Genomic DNA, 22,874 nt, shown 5'->3' with positions numbered 1-22,874 from the left:
CCCTCCCCTACATGCATTGGCGTATTAAGTATATGATATCTTCCCTGGTTGCCACTTTGGGATGGCCCTTAAGGTCTAATTGAAAACTGGTATACACCGTATCGGCAAAACCTTCGATCTCATCTTCTTTTAGCCCGTATCCCCCAAAGGTCACATCCGCACCAATCTCTTTGAACAAATTCTCCAGTATTAAGGGCAATCTTGAGGCTTTTTGATTTACAGACTCAGTCTTCAAAGAAGGGTCAAGTATCTCCGCTACCACGGCAAACTTTTCAGCGGCTACGGGCAACGTCCACTCCACCACCTCAGGCAAGCATGCCGCTATTGTGCCTCCATGGGGCGCATTGGTCAGCCCGCTTAACGGCTGCCCCAACGCGTGGGGTACCGTCGTCCCTGCATGGGCTATAGCCATACCACCAAAGGTACACGCCAGCGCCATCTCCCTTCTCGCTTTTATATCAGAACCGTTCTTCACCGCCTCTACTATATTCCCCGCAAAGCGCTTTATGGACTCTAGTGCTACCATCTCTGAAAACGGATGGGCATTCACGTTTATATACGACTCAAAAGCGTGGGAAAAGGCATCTACACCGGTTAACGCCGTAAGGGCAGGAGGCATGGTCATCATCAACTCAGGATCTACAATGGATGCCACCGGAAAAACCATAGGGCTTACTATAGTACATTTCTGGTGAATCGCTGGATTGTTTATTACAGCATAAGGCGTGGCTTCACTCCCCGTTCCTGCGGTGGTAGGCACAGATATCAAAGGCAATCCTTTTACCTTGGGCCGCACTACATTGGCGCCCAGCCTCTCTGTGTATTCCCAACAGCTCCCTTCATTGGTCGCCAGCAAAGCTATGGCTTTTCCCGTATCTATAGAGCTTCCCCCACCTATAGCTATTACCATGTCATAGTTCCCATTGCGCACCATCTCTGCTCCTTTATCTATAAGCTCTACCGTGGGGTTAGGAACCACTTCATAAAAAGGGACGGCTTCCACTCCTGCTTCAGTGAGTTTTCTTTCCACTCTCTCTTCTACAGCACTTCCCTTTAGAAACGGGTCAATCACCGCAAAAGCTGTTTTACCGTACTTCTTTGCGATTTCTCCTATGTGATCTGCCTCCCCTTCGCCAAAGAAAATCTCAACCGGAAAATTCACTTTAAATCTCATATTCTCCCCCCAATTGAAACGTTTTAAAATCTCGTTCATCACTTTAAAGCTATATTCTTTACGGACTTACCCTCATAAAGCTGAGCTTTAAGGCGCACCATCAAAGGGAAATCCTCCCTATCTCCTCTCATGCGACGATAGAGGATTTCCGCCGCCTTCTGGCCAATTGCCTCCATAGGTTGCACTACCACAGACAGCGAAGGTTTTATTACCTTTGACAACTCTAATTGATCAAACCCTATTATGGACACCTGTTCTGGTACCTGTATACCTATGTCGTTTATAGCCATTATAGCGCCTATGGTCATCTCATAATTGGACACAAATACAGCTGTCGGCGGATGATCTAGCTGCATAAGCCTTTTCATAAGAAAATAACCGGTATCAATAGTGTAATCTCCGTGAAGCACGTATTCTTCTTCTATGCTTATACCATAATCGTCTAAGACGCGCTGGTATCCTTTGTACCGCTCTCTAGACGTGGAGATATTATCCGGCCCTGTGATTATGCCTATCTGCCTATGGCCGTTTATCACCAGGTGTTCTACTGCATCGTACGCTGCATTGGTGTTGTCAACCACCACCGCATCAAACTCTTCATCGTCCACCAATCGATCTATCAAAACCACGGGAAACTCCCGTCCCATTATCTCGTACACGTGACTACCTACATTAGTAGTAGGCATTACAATAACTCCATCCACGTATTTGTCTTTAACAAACTGCAACTTAGCCTTTTCTTTCTCCACATCTCCTTCTGAATCGCACACGATCAAACTATACCCGTATTGATCAAGGAAACGCTCTACCCCTTCAATAACGCTCATGCTGAATATATTAGCCAATGCGGGAACTAAAACAGCTACAGTCATGGATCGATTGGTTTTAAGGCTTCTCGCAACAGGGTTTATCTTAAAGTCCAATTGCTGTATCGCCTTCTCTATTTTTAAACGGTTGTTTTCGCTGACCGTATAGCCGTTCAGATACCTGGATACCGTGCCCACAGAAACTCGCGCTAACCTTGCTACATCTTTAATTGTAGACATTTCTCCCCATCCTTTGCAATATTGAATCGTTTTAATTTGCACCTTCATTATAAACCTACGATTATAATGTGTCAATATTATCTATGTTTAATTTAACAAACGGCTCTATTAATTCATTTTCCAGCACCACATTCTTTAATCTTAGCTTTCTTATGTTATTAAAGTAAAAACCATTCCTACACATGGGTTCCGCAAAGCTCAACATTTCAGCATAACCCAGTTTTGCATTAGTATCAAAGTGGACGTATATATCTTCCATAGTTACATTTTCTACTTTTCTCTCAGGTAACCCATACATAAATCCTGCTGCTATCTGGGCATCAGTACACTTAATATCTCTTAAATGAATACTCCCAATATACGGCGTTCTATGATCTACAGGCAATTTTTGTTTACTCCAAACGTACTCAGTTTTGCCATCTGCGTCACAATTGTAAAAACTATTAATAGTAAAGGGCGTCAACACCTTATTCATTTTTATAGTGGAAACATAGATCTCGTCAATTACACCTCCCCTACCTCTTCTCGTCTTTAATCTTATGCCTCTATCTGTCATATTAAATATGCATTTTTCTACATACACTTTTTTTACGCCGCCGGACATTTCACTGCCAATAACTACCGCCCCATGGCCATATTCCATCAAGCAGTTTCTAATATGTATTTCTTCTGACGGAACAGGAAATTTTTCTGTTGTACAGAATTTACCTGACTTTATGGCTATACAGTCATCTCCTACAGAAAATCTTGTCCCTAAGATAAGTACATTTTTGCAAGACTCTGGATCAAGCCCATCGGTATTGGGTGCATCCTTAGGATTTTTTATATCTAAGTTTATAAACTTTAGGTTTTCACACATCAAAGGATGTATAGTCCATGACGGTGAATTTTTTATCGTAATGCCTTCAACTAAAATATTTTTACACTTATTTAAAAATATGGTCTTCGGTCGCCAAGCAATTTTTTTAATCTTCGCTTCATGCCACCATGTGTCAAAATCTGAATTGCCATCAATCGTCCCTTCACCAATAACACTCACATTTTCAACATCAATACCTGTTACTATACTGGCAAAACTGTCAACAGCCTCTCCCTCCCATGAACCCAAATAATAATCTTTGCCTTCTCTATTGGACTTTATTAAACCAGGCAAAATGGGATATAATTCTCTCTTTTTGGCACCTAACAAAACAGCTCCTTTGCCCAACTCTAATGTTATATTGCTTTTTAAGAATATAGGTAACGTCAAATACCTACCTTCTGGGAAAAATACCCTTCCGTTTTCAGGGCAGGCAAAAATCGCAGCCTGTATTGCCGATGTATCAAGCCACTCGCCATCGCCCTTAGCCCCAAAATCCCTTACATTGACGACAGCACTTTCGGCATTAGTTCTAACGGAAATTTTTCCGCTTCTTTCTTTCGTAATACAGTCTTCAATCCAAACGACATAATCACTATCTGGGGTTAAGTTTTTAATCGTAAAAACGTTGGTATCTACCACACCTAATTTATCACCATTTAAAAATATATTGACTTTATTTTTGGTGTAAAAACATTCGTCATTTTCAATCTCAATTGAAATTGTCCTGGAGGTTATTGAAACGATGTTTATATTTATCACGGTACTCTTTCCTCCTTGATTAATAAGCTTACAAAGGAGTAGCAAATTTCAACAAATACCATCTATTTTCTATTATTATACCTTTCCATAGCTGCGTTTTGGATCTTTATAGCTTCATCTATACCCATGCCCTTTATCGTATTTACGTATTTATTCCATGTGGCATCGTTAATGGCTTCCTTGCCCATTATAAACTTACCCATCATTTCCTGTTGATACGTGTTGACCTGATTCATTATAGAGGCAATCCTCTGGCTTTCCTCTTCAGTAGGCAATACAGGAGGTACTACAAGGGAGGGATCTGCGCTTTGCCAATTGCTTAGTGCCTCCTTCTGTTCAGGGTATATCAACATTTGCTCTAGATATCTCTTATCCTGAACCATCGGCGCATTAGCTATCGCAGGAGCGTACCGGGCTAGCGCTTGATCCATGGGAAACCCATTAGGATTTTTTAAAATCTCGTCAGTATACCTGGGATAGCCATTTTCCATTTTATAGCTTTCACCTTCAATACCAAAATTAAGTAACATACGCCCTTCCGGACTATAACAATAATCAAGCAGCTCTACCGTCTCTTTAACGTGCTTGTTTTTAGAACTGATAGCAGCGCCGTTGAGGACTCCACCACCATAAAATTTTATTCCACTAATAGTATATGGTTTTCCTGCTGGTCCTACTGGCCACGTGACACCTACTAGATCAAAGCCTGAGTTTTTAGGTTTAACTAACGTTAAATACCTGCCCATGTTGCCTATTAAATTGCTAAAATAAGACCCTGCAAGATTATTTGTAATTTTATAATCAAAAGCTTTATTGTCATTGGTAGCTATATCCTGATCTATTAGCTTTTCCTTATACCACTGAGCCATAGTAGTTAAAAAATCCCTAAAGGATGGTTGTATAGGACCATAATCAATCTTTCCGCTTTCATTTACATAAAAACCATTTAATACACCCCATGCTGGCGCGAAATTGCCCAAACTTAAAATGCCCTGTCCATTAGATCCGCTTCCCGTAAAAGGTATCTCATCCTTTTTACCATTGCCATTGGGATCTTTATCCCTAAACGCCACCAACACGTTGTGCCAATCATCTATAGTCTTTGGAATCTGCAATCCTAACTTGTCCAACCAGTCTTTCCTTAACTGTGGTCCTGCAGTAGAGCCCATTTTTGGATCTTCACGTATGAATGGAAACATATAAAGTGTTCCATCATCCAATTCTACTTGCTTCTTTATATCAGGATTTTCCTGAAGCAATTTCTTAAGATTTGGCGCGTATTTGTCAATTAAGTCATTTAATTTAATTATAGAACCGTCAGCAATAAGTTTTGCTGGGCCGCCAGCTACACTCTTCCAATCGTAATATATAATATCCGGAAGATCATTAGATGCTATCATCAGATTGAATTGATCTTTTTCCTGACCTATCGGCGGATGCATCCAGTTTATATGTATTCCCGTTCTCTTTTCTATCTCCTGATATGCTCTTATTTCACCAAAATCTTTCATAGTAGCAGTAAATTTAGCATCTGTAGGCCTCCAGAATGTAAGCGTGATAGATTCTTTAACGATAGGAAGCTTTATCTCCGTTATCTTATCGCTTTCGCTGCTCTTGGCAGCAGAGCTCTTAACGTTTGAAGACTGTTTGCTGCCACATGCCGTAAACACTGAAAGCACAAAAATTACACATAATACTATAATTAACGTTCTTTTAAGCCTCATTTATACATTCCCCCTCTTAATTCTTTATTCTTTTATCGCCCCTATCATTACTCCCTTTACAAAGTACTTCTGTATAAACGGGTATATCAGCAATATGGGCACCGTGGATACCATTACCGTAGCATACTTCACGTTCTCGCTGATCAGCAGCGTATCCTACACTATACCCGTCGTCATCAACCCCGTAAAATAGTATCATCACCGCTACCACCGGCATGGACAACGGTATCACTATCTTGAACAATATGGTAAATATGTTGGACAGCGCTGCCAGGTATATTATTGAACCCATCCTACGCCCTGCCATATGCCTGACCCTACGTATATGGTTCTGATCCACTGGGGCATGGTCATAAAGGGTATTCTCTGCAATCCCAACATAGCCAGTATATCGTTTATCAGTTCATTCCTGGATGTAAACTCCAGTATTATACCTGCTATTACCACGATGGATATATTGAGCAGGATGGTGTTTCGCAAAAGCCTCCAGAAGTATTAGCTGTGGAAAAACGCGTTGAAGTGCCTAAAGCTAACCCACTGGCTATCCAGTATGTCTTTTGCAGGACTGAAGTTTTTAAAGGTGATTATAGCGCCGTACATGGGGACATAATTGAATATGATGAAGTAGGTCAATACAGTAGCAACATGATGTAGACGTACTTGTTTTTGTACAACTACTTTCTTAGAAACTTAAAGCGCTGGGTTGTTGTAACCGTTTGTCTTACTGTTGTATTTTGTAATAACTGCATATCATGCTCCTTTCTTTAACATATTTAAAAATTTAGCATAATCCCTCCCTTCTTAGATTATATTAGTTTTAGAACGTTATTATGCCTATTTTTTGTGAATTTATGTTAATTTAATTGTAATTTTCTATAAAAACATTTTTAAAGTTCAAATTTAGTCAAATTAGCCGAATATTCGCTGTTTTTTTTTTTAGAATTTTACTCGTGATTTTTTATTTTTCCTCCATTTTTGATCCGTATGTGCTTAAAATGTCTTTATTACCATGTAAAACGTTATGTTTTTATCATCTTACATATCTCTTTATACCTTCTCTACCTCTATTCACCTAATTAGGCTAAATTTTATAAATTATCTATTAACATAAGTTCTGCTCGGACCTTACGTCATCTTTTTCTGTTCTTTATTTTTTTGCAAAAATATAAAAATCAAGGAATCCTCTTTATTATAAGGGATTCCTTGGACTTTGTTTACAGTCTTACCTCTCCTACATCGGGAAGTAAGATTTATATTTAGTCCTAGTTAAAATTCCTTAAATCTTTACAACAAATTATCCGGCTACCAATATACCCTTTTTTGCACTCTATTTTCTTATTATACGATCTCCACTATTAGATTAAAAATTCTATAATTTCAAGGTAATTGCTGCTATACCGTGAGGCGGTACGGATATATCAAAAACAATATTTTCATCAACACACATATAGTCTATATCTCTATGAACCATTTCTGACTTTTTGAGAAGATAATCTACCATCTCTTTATCCAGATACTCTGGACTTCCCATCTCAAGCCAATATTTTTTTGCATTTGCATTGTCATCATCAATTCTTTGTATACTTGCTTTTATATCCGATTTAATACCTTTTATACAAATAGAAACATTCTCTTCCTTAATAGGAGCCAAAGGAATATTATGATTATAAATCAAAATCATAATTTCATCCGATAATACATCCGCTTTTTTTACTGCAAGGACTTCAACGGTAGACTCCTTATCAGTTAAAACGTTTAACCTCTCATTACCTGTTTTATGGAGCAACTCAAATGCTCTGAAGGTAGGCTTAGGTATACCGTGAATATTTAAAAGTCCAAAGCCACCATGGAAGGGTACTGCTGAAAAACCTGCTTCCTCAAATATATCTGAGAATGTCCAGAAAGAATACATATCCACTAATCCCTGATTGTCAGCAATAGTTTTAACTACAAAAGCTGCGGCATAGGGGTCATCATGATAAGGATCCCTGGAGCTTGGTGAATTGTTCCATTCAGTATAATATAAAGGAAATCTACCTGCTTCTATTCTGGATTTAGCCGCCAGTTCCTTAAGAATTCCCCTCTTTGAACGAGCCATTGCCTCCTCCATGTCATAATAATGCCCTAAAGCTACGTCTGTCGGATAGTGGTGGGTTGATATAAAATCCAGTGGAACGTCATTTTTGGAACAAAAATTAATTAAATCAGGAATCCAATCATCTTTTGCAGTAGCAGGGCCGCCTACAGGTATTTTCTCATCCACTTTTTTTATAGCTTCCGCTGCATGACGGTAGAGCATAAAATATTCATCCTGCGTACCACTCCAAAACCACTGTAAATTTGGTTCATTCCATACTTCAAAGAACCATTTCCTAACTTCTTCAATACCATACCGCTTAACTAAATGTTCAGTGAGTCTGTATATGAGCTCGCCCCACTCATTATAGTCCTTAGGAGGTGTTATATTCCCTTTATAATGAAATACAGTCTTCGAGCCAGATGCCATATCTTCAGGCATGAAACTTAGCTCAATAAAGGGTTTCATTCCTATCTTTAAAAGATAATCAAATATCGAATCTATGTTAAAAAAGCAGTAATGAACCTTTCCTTCTCTGTCTTTTATATAGACACTCATATCATCATTAAGAAGCCCATGAAACCGGACTCGCTTGAATCCAAGTTCATCATGACATTTTTTAAGATGTAGTCGCCAGTCTTCCCTAAGGGCAAGAGCCGCATGACCACTACCTACACACTCTTCCCAATAATGGACAAAAGGCGTTGTTGGAGCATTTAAATCTATTATAAATTTTTGCAATATTATCCCCTCCTAAGCATAGTAGTTTAAGTTAAAAGTTCTTTTAGCTTTGAGATTTAATTATAATTTTGCCTCTTCGAATCAGGCACTCTTACAGTTAGTTCAATCATCAAATATTACACTATACAGGTGCCTCTGCTACATATAGTTCTTGAGTGCAAACTACCTTACCGCCAATCTTTCCGGCTGCCTTGATATTTTTTTTCATCTATCAGTGCTTCTCTTAAAAACCCCCTTTCCTTTTTGCTCTTCTTAAATTTCAAGCCTTCCTAAAATCGTTATTAAGAAGCCTGCAAATATTTCTTCAGTAAATGAGAGTTCAATAGTTACGTCTCCATCTGAAATAAATCGATACTTACCAAAGGCTTTAGCTGATTTCCCTCAACTACGATAGAGTGAATGAACAGCTAAACAATAAACCTCTCTTTTTCAATTTCAAAAATCAATTTAAATTTACTAATTGGGATCCCCTCCTTAATTATTACTTATTAGTTTATTGAGTAACCCCAAAAGGCTTTAAAATGTTGGGGTTCGCGTTATATTTTCAAAGATTCCTCCGATTTTGTTTAATTCATATATAACAAATTTTCGTCGATTTCTCTGAAATCATACCTTTCTATTTCCACTATCATTATTTCTCTCATATAGTCACCGTCAGAGATTTTAGCCTTGAATCACCTTGCATTTTTTGGCAATTAGGCAAGCTCAAAAAACTTCATTCCATAATCTACATTGAAATAAAACCTTTGTTTATTATTTTATTTCATTATGATCACTATATCATGTATTCTTCCGTCATTCAAATTCACTACATTTCTGAATTTTCTTATAAAACTATTGTGCAAAACCCGTATACCACTTATTGTAAGATTAGCAAAAACAATTATAATTAAATGTGGACTTTCTGGATAACAACTTCCATTACTCTCACATATATGCCTTATAGGATAAAATTTTTCCTATTGTGGATTTATTACAGAAAGTACTATCCCATTTTTTTCTGTCGATGCAGTAGAACTATAGTAAATTGTTCCATCATCGTCAAAGTAGAACGAAGGATCAATCCCTCATTGACCTATATCCAAATAGGTTCAGACCATGGTCCTTTAGTATCTTTCTCCATAGAATGCATTAATTGTTGTTTCATATAATATTCCGTCGTTGTAACGAATAGTAGGTACAAAAATACCACTGGAAGCTCTAGCACCATGAAGTTTAATCGTGAATCCCTCAAAAGGTAATAACCTAATAGCTCCTAATTAACAAGTTTTTGCTATAGCAAATAGGAATACGTGGAAAAACTCAAAACTAGAATTCACAATATAAAAGTCGTTACCTACTCTGCAAATACTAGGACCCGGATTAAGCCCTGGAATTACTGGATTCTTATATTTCATCTTCATCACCTTTCTTTCAATTTTATAAATCACCCTTTGATACCAGTCATAGTAATGCCTTGTACAAAATACCTCTGCGCGGCGAAGAAAAGAATAAGTACTGGTATTATTGTTATAAAAGAAACTGCCATTAACATCGGAATTTGGGTTGACCCATAGGATGACCGAAAGAATTGAAGACCTATAGCCAGAGTAAATTTTTCATCGCTATTGAGGTAAACTAGCGGCGAGAAAAAATCATTCCAGTGATAAGTAATAGACATAACCGCAACAGTAGTTAGTGCAGGCTTAATCATAGGTAATAATATTTTGTAGAAAATCTGAAATGAATTTGCTCCGTCTATTAATGCAGCCTCGTCAAATTCTCTAGGTATCGTTTTAAAAAATTGTCTGAGTAAGAATATGTTAAATGCTCCACCACCAAAAAACGAAGGCACAATAAGTGGGAGAAATGTATCTATCCATCCTAATTTAGAAAAAAGCAAGTAAGTCGGTATAAGTGTAACTTGACTGGGGAGCATCATAGTAGCGAGCACTATTGTAAATAAAAGACCACTAAAACGCGATTTAAATCTTGCAAATCCATAGGCAACAAGGGCGGAAGAAAATACTGCACCAATAGTTGCGGTTATCGCTATTATTATTGTGTTCAATGTATAACGCGTAAAATTAGCAAACTGCCAGCCCTGTATAAAATTGTCTAATGTTATTGTCTTAGGTATTAACTTAGGAGGAAATGTATAAGCTTCATCAGGTAATCTTAAAGAAGTAGAAACCATCCATATGAATGGGAATATAAATACGATTGTTAAAATTCCTAACATTATATAGCTCAGAAGATATTTTAAAGTTTTAGGTACCTTTTTATTTTTATGCATAATTCAACACCTCTAAGATTTAATTTTCATAATAGACCCAACGTTTTGAAGTATAATTTATTATTAGAGTTAGTATCATAACTATAATAAATAACACCCATGCAAGAGTAGAAGCATACCCTACTTCGTAGTATCTGAACGCATAATTATATAAATGAAGTACATATGTATATGTTGCATAATTTGGTCCTCCTTGGGTTAAAACATATGGTTGCATAAATATCTGAAATGCACCTATTACGCCTATTATTAGGTTAAAAAACAACGTAGGAGTAATCAGTGGTAGAGTAATTTTAGTTACAATTACAAAGCGGTTAGCACCATCTATTTCAGCACTTTCATATAACTGTGTTGGAATATCTTGGAGTCCAGCAAGCGTGATAATAATAGAATTACCTATAGACCAGAGGCTCATAATTATAATAGCAGGCATTGCCCACTTTTCATCGCTCAACCAATTTGGACCCTTAATTCCAAAAATAGACAAAATATAGTTAATGAGACCAACATCGTGATTAAAGAGCCATCCCCAGAGCATTGTAACAGCAATACCTGAAGTTATATAAGGTATGTAAAAGCAGGTTCTAAATATACCTATTCCTTTTAGTTTCTGATTAAGCAAAAGTGCTATTAAGAAAGCAAATATTAGACTTAACGGAACAAAAACAAACGCATAATATATAGTATTTTCAAGGGCTTTATAAAAAAGTGGATCCTTGCTAAAAGCTTTTATAATATTATTAAAACCTATAAATTTCCCGTGTCCTGTTATATCAGTATCAGTAAAAACCAATACAAGCGAATATACAATTGGATAAAGAGTAAATATTAAAAAACCCAATAGCCATGGAGAAATGTATACATAAAATTGTGTAGTTTCCATCCTCTCAAGATTACTCTTTTTTCTTCTCATTTTTTCACCTCATTCAAGTAACATATTTACAAATAGGGAGAGAACGATATTTACCACATCCTCCCCCTTTCAATGTTATTTTTATGTTATTTTTGACTATGGAGTTCGTCCAAAGCAGATTGTATCCTTGGTGCATATTCTTTAGCGGCATCAATTGCCGATCTATGTTTTATTGTAATCTGTTGCCACATTTGGGTATATTGGTCTCCGGCTTTAGCAAGAGCCCCTCCCCATGGGTTCATAGTTGCAGTTTCCAAACCTTTTACAAATTTTTCCGTTGTTATCTGACTGTTACCAATTCTCATAGTTTTAAAAGTACTTTCAGCAGACTCCCTAAGTGAAGGAATATCTACTTTACAATATAAATCAGCAATTTCTTTGTTGGTAGATACTGTCTTTATATACTCCCAGGCTGCCGCTTTATTTTTTGAATCTTTATTCATGGCAAAACCCGTAAGAAAACTTATATTAGTGTTTTTCCCTTCTGGATCTTTCGGTGGTAACACTACGTCCCACTTAAAGTGATTACCGATCTCAGTAGCTATTTGTGCTGCTTCAAATAGACCCATTGGATAGATCGCGGCTTTACCTGACGCGAACATCTGGTCCATCGGCATAGTATTAGAGGCTGCATTATCAGGTATAGCCTTTTTAGCAAATAAGTCACCAAACATCTGTAGCCCTTTCAACGAATTTGGATCGTCAACCATTTGTTTAGTCCAACCATCGTTATACATCTTTCCACCATATGCAATGGTAGCAAAGTTTGGAAGTACCCAATGTGAAACAATGCCATAAATCCTATTAATACCTGAACCAGAAGATACTCTTTCACAAATAGTTTTAAAATCATCCCATGTCCAGTTATCCGTAGGATAAGGTACACCAGCTTTGTCAAAAATATCCTTATTATATGCAAATACAAAGGCTGAAGCTGTTACAGGCAATCCTTCACGTTTTCCATCTGAATCTACATATCCTACATCAACTCCAGGTGTGTAAATATTTTGTAAATCTAAATGATCTTTCTTTACATACGGAGTTAAATCTTCGAACCATTTTGTACGGAGACCATACCAGTCCGGTGACATCATAATAACATCTGCAGCATTTCCGGCTGCTAATGCAGCATCAAGTTTTTTATCGACTTCATTTGCAGGAAGCCAAATTTCTTTAACTTTTACATTTGGATATAATTTTCTAAATATTTGTGTAGCTTCTTTACGAACTTTTAACTCCTCGCCACCGCCCCATCCAAATACCGTAATAGTTCCTGATATAGTTTGTTCTTTACCCTGTTTACTACCTGCAGAGTTAGCTGCAGTAGATTTATTTTTACTACATGCAGTAAGAGATACTAATATTACACCTACGAGTAAAAATATCAAAAAATTCTTTTTTAAAAAATTTCTCATTAAAAACACTCTCCCCTTCCTTTTATTGTTAAATTAGATTACAATACATCCCGTATATTTACCGTTTATGTAGAAATAATAACCACCCCCTCTAATTTTGCCTTAAATTGTATTTGTTTTTACTGTTTTTACTAAATTCAGAATTATAACGAATCAACGTATTTTACTATATATTTTCAAAGAATTCCCTTCCTTTTGTATAAAATGAAGAGAATTCTTTAAAAACCTCTTTAAATAATTATTTCTTTGCAATGTTTATGAAAGCATCGGATACTTCTTTGAAAATAACAAATCTAAACTCATCAAATTCTTTAATTCTTTATTCTTGTTATTTAATTTGTTTTAAATCACTCATCTTTTTAAACAAACTTTACTAAGTTGTTACTACTATAATATCTCTCAGTAAAAACATTTTCAAAGTCCAAATTTGGTCAATTTCACCGAATATTCTCCGTTTTTTTTTTTTTCAGAATTTTACTCATGTTTTCTCACTTTCTCTCCATTTTTAGTCTATATGTGATTAAAATGACTTTATTTCCATGTCAAACGTTATTATGTTTTTTTATCATCTTACACACCTCTTGATCCATCCATCCTATACCCTCATTCACCTGACTAGCCTCAATTTTCCGCTCCGCGTTTTCCTTTTTTATCATCGTTTATCTTTTCTGCTAATTCTGTCTAACAGCAAAAGTTTTATATTTCGGGTTAAAAAAAACAAAAACTTGTACAAGAGTATACAAAAGATTGATGAACCACATGGACATCAGTATACTTATGCGTGCTTAACACTTGCATGTCTTATATTTGTCCGCATTTTTCTCGCTGATTTCTGCCCAATTGTAATACACCTTGTAGTACCTGCCACATTTGCTCCGAAATTACCCAACACATAAAAAAGCCGCAGAAAAACTTTTAATCCTCCTGCGGCTTTTTTTATCACTCGCGCTTTTTAATATCCAACGCCTTTAACGCTTCTTCTACTATATCTTCAGGCGTAAGATGATACAGCTTCAATAGCTCATCGGGCTTCCCAGACTGCCCAAATACATCCTTTATCCCTACTCGCCTTACGGGAACCGGTACCCTCTCGCTGACTACCTCGCATACCGCTGAACCTAATCCTCCTATCACGCTGTGCTCCTCTGCTGTCACTATCGCTCCTGTCTCCCACGCCGCCTTCACTATCAGCTCCTGGTCTATGGGCTTTATGGTGTGTATGTCTATCACCCTCGCGCTTATCCCCTTCTTCTTTAACTCTTCATGGGCTTCCAGCGCCGCTGCCACCATTATCCCCGTCGCTACTATGGTCACGTCGCTTCCTTCTCTTAGCTCTATCCCTTTGCCTATCTCAAACCTGTAGCTTTTATCATCGTATATCACAGGCACTCCCATCCTGCCCAGCCTGATGTACACCGGTCCTTTGTACTCGCACGCCGCTTTTACCGCGGCCCTCGCCTCTACATCGTCCGCTGGGTTTATAACCACCATTCCCGGTATCGACCTCATTATCGCTATGTCCTCTACTGACTGGTGGGTCGCTCCATCCTCTCCCACCGTTATGCCTGCATGGGTCGCTGCTATCTTTACGTTTAACCTGGGGTAGGCTATGGAGTTCCTTATCTGCTCAAAGGCCCTCCCTGTGGCAAATATCGCAAAGGAGCTGGCATAGGGTATCTTCCCACATGTGGCCAGGCCAGCTGCTGTACCTATGAGGTCCTGCTCTGATATGCCCATGTTGAAAAACCTATCGGGATATTTTTTCGCAAACTCTGCCGTCTTGGTGGATTTTGATAGGTCTGCATCCAGTACCACTACGTCTTTGTTGATCTCTCCTAGCTCTACCAGCGCTTTGCCGTAGGATTCTCTCGTCGCTATCTTCTCGCTCATCTCAATCCCCCAATTCTGTTAGTGCTTTTTTCATCTGCTCTTCGTTGGGTGCGCTCCCATGCCACCCTACCTGGTTCTCCATGAAGGATACTCCCTTGCCCTTTACGGTATGGGCTATCACCATGGTAGGTTTGCCCTTGGTCGCTTTCGCCTTCTCTACCGCGCTTTTTATTTGATCGTAGTCGTGTCCGTCTATCTCCAGTACATTCCACCCAAAGGCCTTCCACTTGTCTGCCACAGGCTTTATGGCCATGACTTGGTCGTTGGCACCGTCTATCTGCAGCTGATTGTAGTCTAAAAATGCCGTGAGGTTGTCCAGCCTGTAGTGGGCTGCGCTCATAGCCGCTTCCCACACCATGCCTTCCTGTATCTCTCCGTCTCCCAGCATCACGTACACCCTGTAGTCTTTTTGTCCAACTTAGCAGCCAACGCCATGCCGTTGGCCGCAGACAATCCCTGCCCCAGGGAACCTGTGGTCATGTCCACACCAGGGGTGCTCTTCATGTCCGGATGACCCTGCAGTATGGATCCTACCTGCCTCAGCCTCATCAGCTCTTGTTTGGCAAAGTAACCCCTCTCGGCTAATACCGCGTATAGTGCCGGCGCTGCATGGCCCTTGGACAGCACAAACCTGTCTCTGTCCTCCCATTTGGGGTTGTTGGGATCTATCCTCATCACGTCAAAGTACAGTGTGACAAGAATGTCGGTAGCTGACAGCGACCCTCCGGGGATGTCCGGATTTTGCCGCTGTCACAGCCTTTATTATGCTCTTCCTGACTTCTGTTGCGATGTGTGCCAGTCTCTCGTTATCCATGAATCTTACCTCCTGCTTTATATCTTCAAATTGGCCTTCTTCCAGTCCTCTTTAAACCTCTGTATCCCCGCGTCCGTCAAAGGGTGTTTTATCATCTGCATTATAACTTTATACGGTACGGTGGCTATGTGGGCACCCAGTTTGGCGGCTTTAAGCACGTGCATGGGATGTCTTACGCTGGCCACGATTATCTCGGTGCTTATGTCGTAGTTTTTAAATATCTCGACTATATCCCGTATGAGCTGCATGCCCTCTGTGCTTATGTCGTCCAATCTTCCCACAAAGGGGCTTACGTACGTGGCCCCTGCCCTGGCTGCCAGCAGCGCCTGGTTGGCGCTAAATATGAGGGTCACATTGGTCTTTATCCCCTCTTTTGAAAGCACCTTAACGGCTTTAAGCCCTTCTGCTGTCATAGGGATCTTGATAACTATGTTGTTGTGGATACCTGCCAGTTTTCGCGCCTCCTGGATCATGCCCTGGTGGTCATCGCTTATGACCTCTGCGCTTATAGGTCCGTCTACGATGGATGCGATCTCTTTTATTACTTCTATGAAATCCCTACCCTCTTTGGCCACCAGCGATGGGTTGGTGGTAACCCCTGCTATTACCCCTAAATCGTTGGCCTCTTTTATCTCCTCCACATTGGCCGTGTCAATAAAAAACTTCACACCCATTCCTCCCGTTCTCAATGTTTTAATTGCCAACCCTTTCCTTTATAGCTTTTAACCTCTTCATCACGTCGTTCTGCCCTCTACCAAAGTAATCGTGGAGCATTTTGTACTCTTTAAACAGCTCGTCATATACCTTCACGTTTTCAGGTATCGGCCTGTACACTGTATCCTTTAATCGAGGTATTACTTTTGCTGCTTCAAATATGCTGTCAAAACCGCCTCTCTCTTTGCCTGCTGCTACTGCACCAAACATGGCAGCTCCCAATGCCGGTGTTTGGGCCGACTGCGATACCTTTATCTCCAGGTTGGTCACATCAGCATATATCTGCATTAAAAGAGGATCTTTTTCTGCAAGCCCTCCACAAGCGTACAACTCTTTTACTTCCACACCGCTGTGGTTGAACGCCTCTATGATGGTCCTGGTGCCGTACGCCGTCGCCTCAATCAAAGCCCTGTATATCTCTTCAGGCTTGGTTGTCAAATTCATCCCTAGGATCATACCCGTAAGGTCAGCATCTACCAGCACAGACCTGTTGCCATTCCACCAGTCCAAGGCCAACAACCCGCTCTGTCCCGGCTTTAAATTAGAGGCTTTCTCCCTTAAATACCCAAAAGCGCTAATTCCCCTCTCTTCGGCCTGTCTCTTGTATTCATAGGGAAGGCACGTCTCTACATACCATGCAAATATGTCCCCTACGGCCGATTGTCCAGCTTCGTACCCGTGCAGCCCGGGTATTATACCATCCTCCACAACGCCGCACATGCCGGGCACTTCCACTTCTCTGTCGCCCAAAACCATATGGCATATGGACGTGCCCATCACCATGACCATCTTGCCAGGCGACGTCACTCCCATCGCAGGCACCGATACATGGGCATCCACGTTACCCACTGCCACAGCTACTCCAGGGTTTAACCCTATAACTGACGCCATCTTCGGTGTCAATTCCCCTGCCTTTGTGCCCAAGGGATATATATCCCTGCTTAGCTTTTCGTCCACCAGATTTTCTAAACGGGGATCAAGGGCTTTGTAAAAATCTTTGGAGGGATAGCCCTTTCTCTTGTGCCATATGGCCTTATAGCCCGCCGTACAGCTATTTCGCCTCTCATTGCCCGTGAGCATCATGACCACCCAGTCGGTGGCTTCAATGAACTTATCTGCGGCTTCATATACTTCCGGCGCCTCGTTTAACACCTGCCAGACCTTAGGCACCAGCCATTCTGACGATATCTTGCCTCCATACCTTGAAAGAAAGTCCTCTCCTCGCTGGGCAGCTATCTGGTTTAACCTGTTGGCTTCAGGCTGTGCCGCATGATGTTTCCACAGCTTCACGTAAGCATGGGGGTTATGGACAAATTCAGGCAGATCGCACAGGGGCGTGCCGTCCTTTTTAATGGGAAGTATGGTACACGCTGTAAAGTCTATGCCGATGCCTATGACATCCTCCTTGTTCACCCCTGATTTTCTCAGCACATCAGGTATAATTACCTTCAGGACCTCGATGTAGTCGTCAGGGTGCTCCAGCGCCCAATCCTGACCCAGCCGTGTGCCATCGGGCAGTCTCTCATCCATGACACCATGGGGATATGCCATCATAGACGAAGCTACTTCTTGGGCTGTGTCTACATTGAGCAGCAGAGCCCTGGCGGATTCTGTACCATAGTCAACGCCTATAGAGTATTTAGCCATAAAAATTCCTCCTTGTACTTCTTAAACATTTAACAATCTATGAGAAAATTTCATAGTAAAATATTACATGTGTTATTTATACTTTCTTTGAAATTTTAATAGGTTAAGCAAGGTAAAATGCAAACACAGCACTTCGATTGAAATTTATGAGTCTACTTTCACAACACCTTTTCTCAATATTATATTAGCATACAGTGATTCCTCACTAGTAGCGACTACAGCAAATGCTTTACTTGCTCTTTCATAGAAGTCAAACCTTTCTAAAAATCCAATTTCAACAGCATTACCAGCGTTGTTTTTAATTATCTTTTTATACTCTTCCCATATAGCAGGCTTTACGTCATCTCCTTTAACTACTTCCATCAATAGCACTGGCCTTTCCGCATATGTATCAAGAGGAAGAAATTTAAGAATGGCATCTAATATTTCCGGAATACCATGCCCATCGCATCTTATTAATCTTTTACTAAAAGTAACTGCCGGAAAGTTTCCGTCAGCAATGACGATTTCATCGCCATGTCCCATTTCCATTAATGTTTTCATAAGTTCAGGTGATATTATTTTAGGAATTCCTTTCAACATAACTATTGCCTCCTACGGATAAAAAATCTTACTATTAATAGAACTTGCTATTGATCTATAACTAGCCTACATTTGTAGGTAAGATTATCTTGTACGTACCTTACTATCAATTTATTTTCTCAATAATATGCAAAATAATAAAAAAATGAAACGTTAACTAAGAGTTGAGCAAGTACTAATTATATACACCAGTACTTGCTCAACTCTTAAAATTTATTTTCTGTTTTTACCGTATAGCGGGCCAAAATTCTGACACGCCCTGTAATCGGCACCCTCAAGGTCCATGGTGCCAAAGGCACCCCACGCACTGGGCCTGAATATCTTCTCTTCTGGCACGTTGTGCATGGCAACAGGTATTCTCAGTATGGACGCCAGTGTAATCAAGTCCGCTCCAATGTGTCCGTAGCTTAATGAGCCGTGATTCGCGCCCCAGCTGTTCATCACTGAGTAAACGTCTTTAAACGCCCCGTTGCCCGTAAGCCTGGGCACAAACCACGTCGTCGGCCATGTCGGGTCTGTCCTGTTGTCCAGTATGTGGTGCACGTCTTCTGGCAACTCTACCGTATATCCTTCAGCAATCTGTAAAACCGGCCCAAGGCCCTTTATTATATTAAGCCTGGACATGGTAACAGGCATCCCGCCTTTTGTCACAAACTGGGACGAAAAACCTCCTCCCCTGAAATAGCCCCTGTTTGCAGGCCTCCAGCTAGTAGCATCCAGACACCTTGCCACATCATCAGCTGTAATATCCCAGAAAGGCTTCATAACAGGATTGCCGTCGGCATCTCTCTGCTGGCCTGTTCCATCTAATGCTGCTGAACCTGAATTGATCAGATGGATAATCCCATTGGCAGCTATGCCTGTTAGCTCTTTACCTGTTACCCTCTTTACGGCCTCGGGACTCCAATAGGGTCTGACATCTGCAAATACCTGGGCTCTATCTGAAAGCAAAATGCCCAAAAAGCATTGCCACGGCGTTTAAAGAGTCGTTTTCGGTCGCAAGGATAAATGGCTCTCTGATGCCGTTCCAGTCGAAGGATGAGTTAAGTATCGCCTCGGAGAAGTCGCCGTTGGGAAAATGGTCTGTCCACTGCCTCTGTCCCTGAAAACCTGCTGCAATGGCATTGTGGCCCTCCGACTCTTCCACAAACCCAAGATCCGCAAGCCTTCTGTTGCCTACCATCAAATCCCTTATGATAAGCGTCATCTTAACTACTGTCTCCCACTCTTTATCCTTTCTCTCCCTGGATACCTTAAGGTAATCGGGATTGTTATCTTCTCCTTCAATGCAGTTCTCTCTTACCCATTTCATCCCCCTTTCAAACTCTTCTTTGTCGTAAATCCCTTCTTCCATTCTCCTTACGAGCTCTGACATATCCACGTATTCAACCCTCATGCCCAGATAATCCTCGAAGAAATCTGGGTCAACGATGGATCCTGCAATACCCATGGCTACATTTCCTATAGACAAATAGGACTTATTCCTCATGGTAGCCACTGCAAGTCCCGCTTTTGCGAACCTCAGAAGCTTCTCTTTTACATCGTCGGGAATCGTCCTGTCAGTGGCATCCTGCACGTCTTTTCCGTATATACCAAAGGCAGGCAGACCCTTTTGGTTGTGAGCTGCCAGAGCAGCTGCCAGGTACACCGCACCGGGTCTCTCAGTGCCGTTGAATCCCCATATGGCTTTAGGCATATATGGGTCCATATCAATAGTCTCAGAGCCGTAACACCAGCACGGAGTGACCGTTATCGTGACACCTACTCCTTCTCTTGCGAACTTTTCCGCTGCTTTGGCAGCTTCTGCAAAACCGCCTATGGTGGTATCAGCGATTACGCATTCAACCGGCATTCCATTGGAATGTTTGAGATTAGACGATAGAAATTCCGCAACAGCCTTTGCCATTCCCATTGTCTGCTCTTCAAGCGATTCCCTTATACCGTTGCGGCGCCCATCGATAACAGGGCGAATGCCTATTTTGGGAAGCGAACCTATCAACCTATTGCGCAAAGGCGCAACTTTAATGTCTTTGACATTAGCCATAAAAATATCCCCCCATATTTTATAGTGTATGTTAATTAATTAGAATTTAAACCCAAATTTTTCAGGTTTTGTAAGTCTTCGCAGGAACATACAAAACCTGAAATTCCTTTAAACTTTACTTGTTACCAAGTGGGTGAAGAAGATTCTGAATTGCAGGTTCATCCATATTGTCTTTCGTAACAACTGTAGCGCCTGTATCAATTGTTTTCTCAACTTTTTCACCTTTCATAACCTTTAATAGTGTCTCTACACCTTCAAATCCCATTCTGTAAGGGTTTTGTACAACAAAAGCTTGCATCGTACCGCTTTTAAGAGCATTTATTTCAGTGTCAGAGCTATCGAAGCCTACAACCTTAATCTTACCTGCCATTCCCTTTTGCTGTACAGCTCTGGCCACACCTACAGCGCTCCCTTCATTAGCGCCAAAGAATCCTGCTAAGTCAGGATGCGCTGTCATTATATCTTCTGCAATAGAAAGTGCTTTGGCCTGATCACCTTCACTGTACTGTGTAGCGACTATTTTAATGTCAGGATATTTCTCTGCAATCCTATCTTTGAACCCTTTTTCTCTGGCAATCGCTGTACCTGCTCCAGCAACAAAATTAACAATCGCCACTTTGCCTTTTCCACCGATCAATTTTGCCAATTCGTCGGCAGCCTGTGCAGCAGCCGCTTCATTGTTTGTAGCTATGAAGCTTGAAATTTTGTCAGAATTAACTGAGGAATCAATACCTACTACCGGAATACCAGCAGCCACAGCTTTATCAACATAAGGAGCCAATGCATTTGGATCTGAAGCTGCTAAAACAATTCCATCGACTTTTTTGTTAATAGCGTCTTCTACGAAGTTGATCTGACCTGCTATATCAGTTTCAGTTGCAGGACCTTGAAAAATGATCTTGACATCATCTTTCTTTCCAGCATCTTCAGCGCCTTTTTTAACGGCCTGCCAATATTCAAACATTGTAGATTTAACTATTACTGCAATAGTTTTACGTTCCTTGTTACTTGAAGATGTAGAATTCGAAGATGATGCATTTTGATTAGCACTTGCGCTTTGCTTGTTACCTGTACCACATCCTACCAGTAACGCAGCAACAAGCAACAGTGATAGTACAATAGATGCAATTTTTTTCATAAAAATGCCTCCTTTTAAATTGATTTTTATATTAAAATTTTTATATTATGCTTTAAAATGTTATATTAAATAACTTTTAACCTTTATTTCTAAATTTATCTAAATAGACAGTAATGACTATAACTCCACCTATAACTATTTGCTGCCAAAATGGTGATACTCCTAAAAGATTCAACCCGTTGCTTAACACACCCATTATAAGAGCACCAATTATTGTTCCGAGTATCGTACCTTCACCACCCATGAGGCTTGCGCCACCTATGACAACTGCAGCGACAGCATTTAGCTCATAGCCATTACCTGCAGTTGGCTGGCCTGTAAATAACCTGGACGCCAGTATTATACCAGCCAGAGCTGATAACACACCTGAAATTGTATACACAGACTGCTTTATTCTGCTTACGTTTATACCTGATAACCTAGCAGCCTCTTCGTTACTGCCTATCGCGTAGGTATATCTACCCAGCTTTGTTTTAGTAAGTATTTTTGAGAAAATGACAGCCATTATGAGCATTATTATTACAGGCATCGGCAACCATCCGAATACATTATAGTTACCTATAAAGTTGAATGACTCTGGAAGTCCTGATACCGGTACACCACCCGTTAAAACAAGCGCAGCACCTCTCGCAATACTCAGCATTCCAAGGGTTACGATAAACGGTGGAATTCCACCTTTATCAATTATGATACCGTTGAGGAAACCTATAAGAGCCCCCAATAGAAGACCTATTACAACCGCCAGGAACACAGGATAGTGAGCCACCATTAGCATAGTCGTTACTATACCTATCAAACCTAATACAGATCCCACCGACAGGTCTATACCAGATGTAATGATTACAAATGTCTCGCCTATAGCCACAATAGCTATAATTGAAGACTGAAGCATTACTGTGAGCAAGTTATCAGCACGCAAAAACCTATCTGTCACAAGCGAAAAGAATACAACCAAAAGAATCAATCCAGCAAAAGCTATAAACTTTTGCAGAAATTCTCTGTTAAACATTGCTCTACTTGTTGTACCAACTTCATCTTTATTGACTTTAACATCCATCC

General features: G+C 40.3%; 19 protein-coding genes and 1 pseudogene. 1 reads left to right on the top strand and 19 read right to left on the bottom strand.

Features of this window, described 5'->3' with window-relative positions; translation table 11 throughout:
• Nucleotides 1-7: 7 nt before the first annotated feature.
• From CALPO_RS0110565 to CALPO_RS14275, 6 genes are all read right to left on the bottom strand, one after another.
• Nucleotides 8-1,174 (bottom strand): iron-containing alcohol dehydrogenase, encoded by a 1,167-nt coding sequence (locus CALPO_RS0110565; RefSeq protein WP_026487295.1) that lies wholly within the window; start codon nucleotides 1,172-1,174, stop codon nucleotides 8-10.
• A gap of 38 nt (nucleotides 1,175-1,212) precedes the next feature.
• Complete coding sequence (locus tag CALPO_RS0110560) at nucleotides 1,213-2,220, bottom strand: LacI family DNA-binding transcriptional regulator (protein WP_026487294.1); 1,008 nt, start codon at nucleotides 2,218-2,220, stop codon at nucleotides 1,213-1,215.
• A gap of 61 nt (nucleotides 2,221-2,281) precedes the next feature.
• Nucleotides 2,282-3,841 (bottom strand): glycoside hydrolase family 28 protein, encoded by a 1,560-nt coding sequence (locus CALPO_RS0110555; RefSeq protein ID WP_035172570.1) that lies wholly within the window; start codon nucleotides 3,839-3,841, stop codon nucleotides 2,282-2,284.
• A 62-nt stretch (nucleotides 3,842-3,903) separates the two neighbouring features.
• Nucleotides 3,904-5,565 (bottom strand): extracellular solute-binding protein, encoded by a 1,662-nt coding sequence (locus CALPO_RS0110550; protein ID WP_026487292.1) that lies wholly within the window; start codon nucleotides 5,563-5,565, stop codon nucleotides 3,904-3,906.
• A gap of 16 nt (nucleotides 5,566-5,581) precedes the next feature.
• Nucleotides 5,582-5,857 carry a hypothetical protein gene (locus CALPO_RS14280; RefSeq protein WP_026487291.1) on the bottom strand — a complete coding sequence of 92 codons (276 nt, stop codon included), beginning with the start codon at nucleotides 5,855-5,857 and terminating at the stop codon, nucleotides 5,582-5,584.
• The gene (locus tag CALPO_RS14275; RefSeq protein WP_026487290.1) at nucleotides 5,845-6,045 is read right to left on the bottom strand and encodes a hypothetical protein; all 201 of its coding nucleotides are present in this window, start codon (nucleotides 6,043-6,045) and stop codon (nucleotides 5,845-5,847) included. The genes CALPO_RS14280 and CALPO_RS14275 overlap by 13 nt, the downstream gene beginning before the upstream one ends.
• 21 nt (nucleotides 6,046-6,066) lie before the next feature.
• Between CALPO_RS14275 and CALPO_RS14700 the strand changes: the two genes are divergently transcribed.
• On the top strand, nucleotides 6,067-6,219 hold the full coding sequence (locus CALPO_RS14700; protein ID WP_156940177.1) for a hypothetical protein: 153 nt from the start codon (nucleotides 6,067-6,069) through the stop codon (nucleotides 6,217-6,219).
• Nucleotides 6,220-6,934: 715 nt separating this feature from the next.
• Here CALPO_RS14700 and CALPO_RS0110535 read toward each other — a convergent pair.
• From CALPO_RS0110535 to CALPO_RS0110470, 13 genes and pseudogenes are all read right to left on the bottom strand, one after another.
• Entirely contained in the window at nucleotides 6,935-8,383 is a 1,449-nt protein-coding gene (locus CALPO_RS0110535; RefSeq protein ID WP_026487289.1) for a GH39 family glycosyl hydrolase, read from the bottom strand.
• A gap of 1,426 nt (nucleotides 8,384-9,809) precedes the next feature.
• Nucleotides 9,810-10,658 carry a carbohydrate ABC transporter permease gene (locus CALPO_RS0110525; protein ID WP_026487288.1) on the bottom strand — a complete coding sequence of 283 codons (849 nt, stop codon included), beginning with the start codon at nucleotides 10,656-10,658 and terminating at the stop codon, nucleotides 9,810-9,812.
• Between the two features lie 19 nt (nucleotides 10,659-10,677).
• Complete coding sequence (locus CALPO_RS0110520) at nucleotides 10,678-11,571, bottom strand: carbohydrate ABC transporter permease (protein WP_026487287.1); 894 nt, start codon at nucleotides 11,569-11,571, stop codon at nucleotides 10,678-10,680.
• 86 nt (nucleotides 11,572-11,657) lie between these two features.
• Nucleotides 11,658-12,986 (bottom strand): ABC transporter substrate-binding protein, encoded by a 1,329-nt coding sequence (locus CALPO_RS0110515; RefSeq protein WP_026487286.1) that lies wholly within the window; start codon nucleotides 12,984-12,986, stop codon nucleotides 11,658-11,660.
• Between the two features lie 939 nt (nucleotides 12,987-13,925).
• Nucleotides 13,926-14,876 carry a transketolase family protein gene (locus CALPO_RS0110505; protein ID WP_026487285.1) on the bottom strand — a complete coding sequence of 317 codons (951 nt, stop codon included), beginning with the start codon at nucleotides 14,874-14,876 and terminating at the stop codon, nucleotides 13,926-13,928.
• Nucleotide 14,877: 1 nt separating this feature from the next.
• Nucleotides 14,878-15,690 (bottom strand): annotated as a pseudogene (locus CALPO_RS13795) (transketolase).
• Nucleotides 15,691-15,707: 17 nt separating this feature from the next.
• Nucleotides 15,708-16,358, bottom strand: a complete 651-nt coding sequence (gene fsa, locus CALPO_RS0110495; protein ID WP_026487284.1) for a fructose-6-phosphate aldolase — start codon at nucleotides 16,356-16,358, stop codon at nucleotides 15,708-15,710.
• A gap of 25 nt (nucleotides 16,359-16,383) precedes the next feature.
• Nucleotides 16,384-18,051, bottom strand: coding sequence for a ribulokinase (locus CALPO_RS0110490; RefSeq protein ID WP_026487283.1), 1,668 nt, complete (start codon nucleotides 18,049-18,051; stop codon nucleotides 16,384-16,386).
• Nucleotides 18,052-18,195: 144 nt separating this feature from the next.
• Nucleotides 18,196-18,633 (bottom strand): RbsD/FucU family protein, encoded by a 438-nt coding sequence (locus CALPO_RS0110485; protein ID WP_026487282.1) that lies wholly within the window; start codon nucleotides 18,631-18,633, stop codon nucleotides 18,196-18,198.
• Between the two features lie 213 nt (nucleotides 18,634-18,846).
• Complete coding sequence (locus tag CALPO_RS15375; RefSeq protein WP_245589943.1) at nucleotides 18,847-19,593, bottom strand: hypothetical protein; 747 nt, start codon at nucleotides 19,591-19,593, stop codon at nucleotides 18,847-18,849.
• A complete protein-coding gene (locus CALPO_RS15370; protein WP_245589942.1) occupies nucleotides 19,571-20,677 on the bottom strand; it encodes a hypothetical protein in 1,107 nt (368 codons plus the stop codon). Before CALPO_RS15370 ends, CALPO_RS15375 begins: the two co-directional genes overlap by 23 nt.
• Before the next feature lie 115 nt (nucleotides 20,678-20,792).
• Nucleotides 20,793-21,815, bottom strand: coding sequence for an ABC transporter substrate-binding protein (locus CALPO_RS0110475; protein WP_026487281.1), 1,023 nt, complete (start codon nucleotides 21,813-21,815; stop codon nucleotides 20,793-20,795).
• 76 nt (nucleotides 21,816-21,891) lie between these two features.
• Nucleotides 21,892-22,872, bottom strand: a complete 981-nt coding sequence (locus CALPO_RS0110470; protein ID WP_084295257.1) for an ABC transporter permease — start codon at nucleotides 22,870-22,872, stop codon at nucleotides 21,892-21,894.
• Between the last annotated feature and the right edge of the window lie 2 nt (nucleotides 22,873-22,874).

Origin of the sequence: Caldanaerobius polysaccharolyticus DSM 13641 (assembly GCF_000427425.1) — a bacterium.
In the GTDB taxonomy this organism is placed as follows: Bacteria; Bacillota; Thermoanaerobacteria; order Thermoanaerobacterales; family Caldanaerobiaceae; genus Caldanaerobius; species Caldanaerobius polysaccharolyticus.
Note: the sequence above shows the minus strand (reverse complement) of the source record. Positions and strands in the feature narration are given on the sequence as shown.

Bases quoted from the DNA above. Each gene is read 5' to 3' on its own strand.
- CALPO_RS0110525 (WP_026487288.1), bottom strand. From the start codon at position 10,658: ATGCATAAAAATAAAAAGGTACCTAAAACTTTAAAATATCTTCTGAGC.
- CALPO_RS0110550 (WP_026487292.1), bottom strand. From the start codon at position 5,565: ATGAGGCTTAAAAGAACGTTAATTATAGTATTATGTGTAATTTTTGTG.
- CALPO_RS0110520 (WP_026487287.1), bottom strand. From the start codon at position 11,571: ATGAGAAGAAAAAAGAGTAATCTTGAGAGGATGGAAACTACACAATTT.
- CALPO_RS0110505 (WP_026487285.1), bottom strand. From the start codon at position 14,876: ATGAGCGAGAAGATAGCGACGAGAGAATCCTACGGCAAAGCGCTGGTA.
- CALPO_RS0110490 (WP_026487283.1), bottom strand. From the start codon at position 18,051: ATGGCTAAATACTCTATAGGCGTTGACTATGGTACAGAATCCGCCAGG.
- CALPO_RS15370 (WP_245589942.1), bottom strand. From the start codon at position 20,677: ATGGCTAATGTCAAAGACATTAAAGTTGCGCCTTTGCGCAATAGGTTG.
- CALPO_RS0110515 (WP_026487286.1), bottom strand. From the start codon at position 12,986: ATGAGAAATTTTTTAAAAAAGAATTTTTTGATATTTTTACTCGTAGGT.
- CALPO_RS0110485 (WP_026487282.1), bottom strand. From the start codon at position 18,633: ATGTTGAAAGGAATTCCTAAAATAATATCACCTGAACTTATGAAAACA.
- CALPO_RS0110565 (WP_026487295.1), bottom strand. From the start codon at position 1,174: ATGAGATTTAAAGTGAATTTTCCGGTTGAGATTTTCTTTGGCGAAGGG.
- CALPO_RS14280 (WP_026487291.1), bottom strand. From the start codon at position 5,857: ATGGGTTCAATAATATACCTGGCAGCGCTGTCCAACATATTTACCATA.
- CALPO_RS0110475 (WP_026487281.1), bottom strand. From the start codon at position 21,815: ATGAAAAAAATTGCATCTATTGTACTATCACTGTTGCTTGTTGCTGCG.
- CALPO_RS0110470 (WP_084295257.1), bottom strand. From the start codon at position 22,872: ATGGATGTTAAAGTCAATAAAGATGAAGTTGGTACAACAAGTAGAGCA.
- CALPO_RS0110560 (WP_026487294.1), bottom strand. From the start codon at position 2,220: ATGTCTACAATTAAAGATGTAGCAAGGTTAGCGCGAGTTTCTGTGGGC.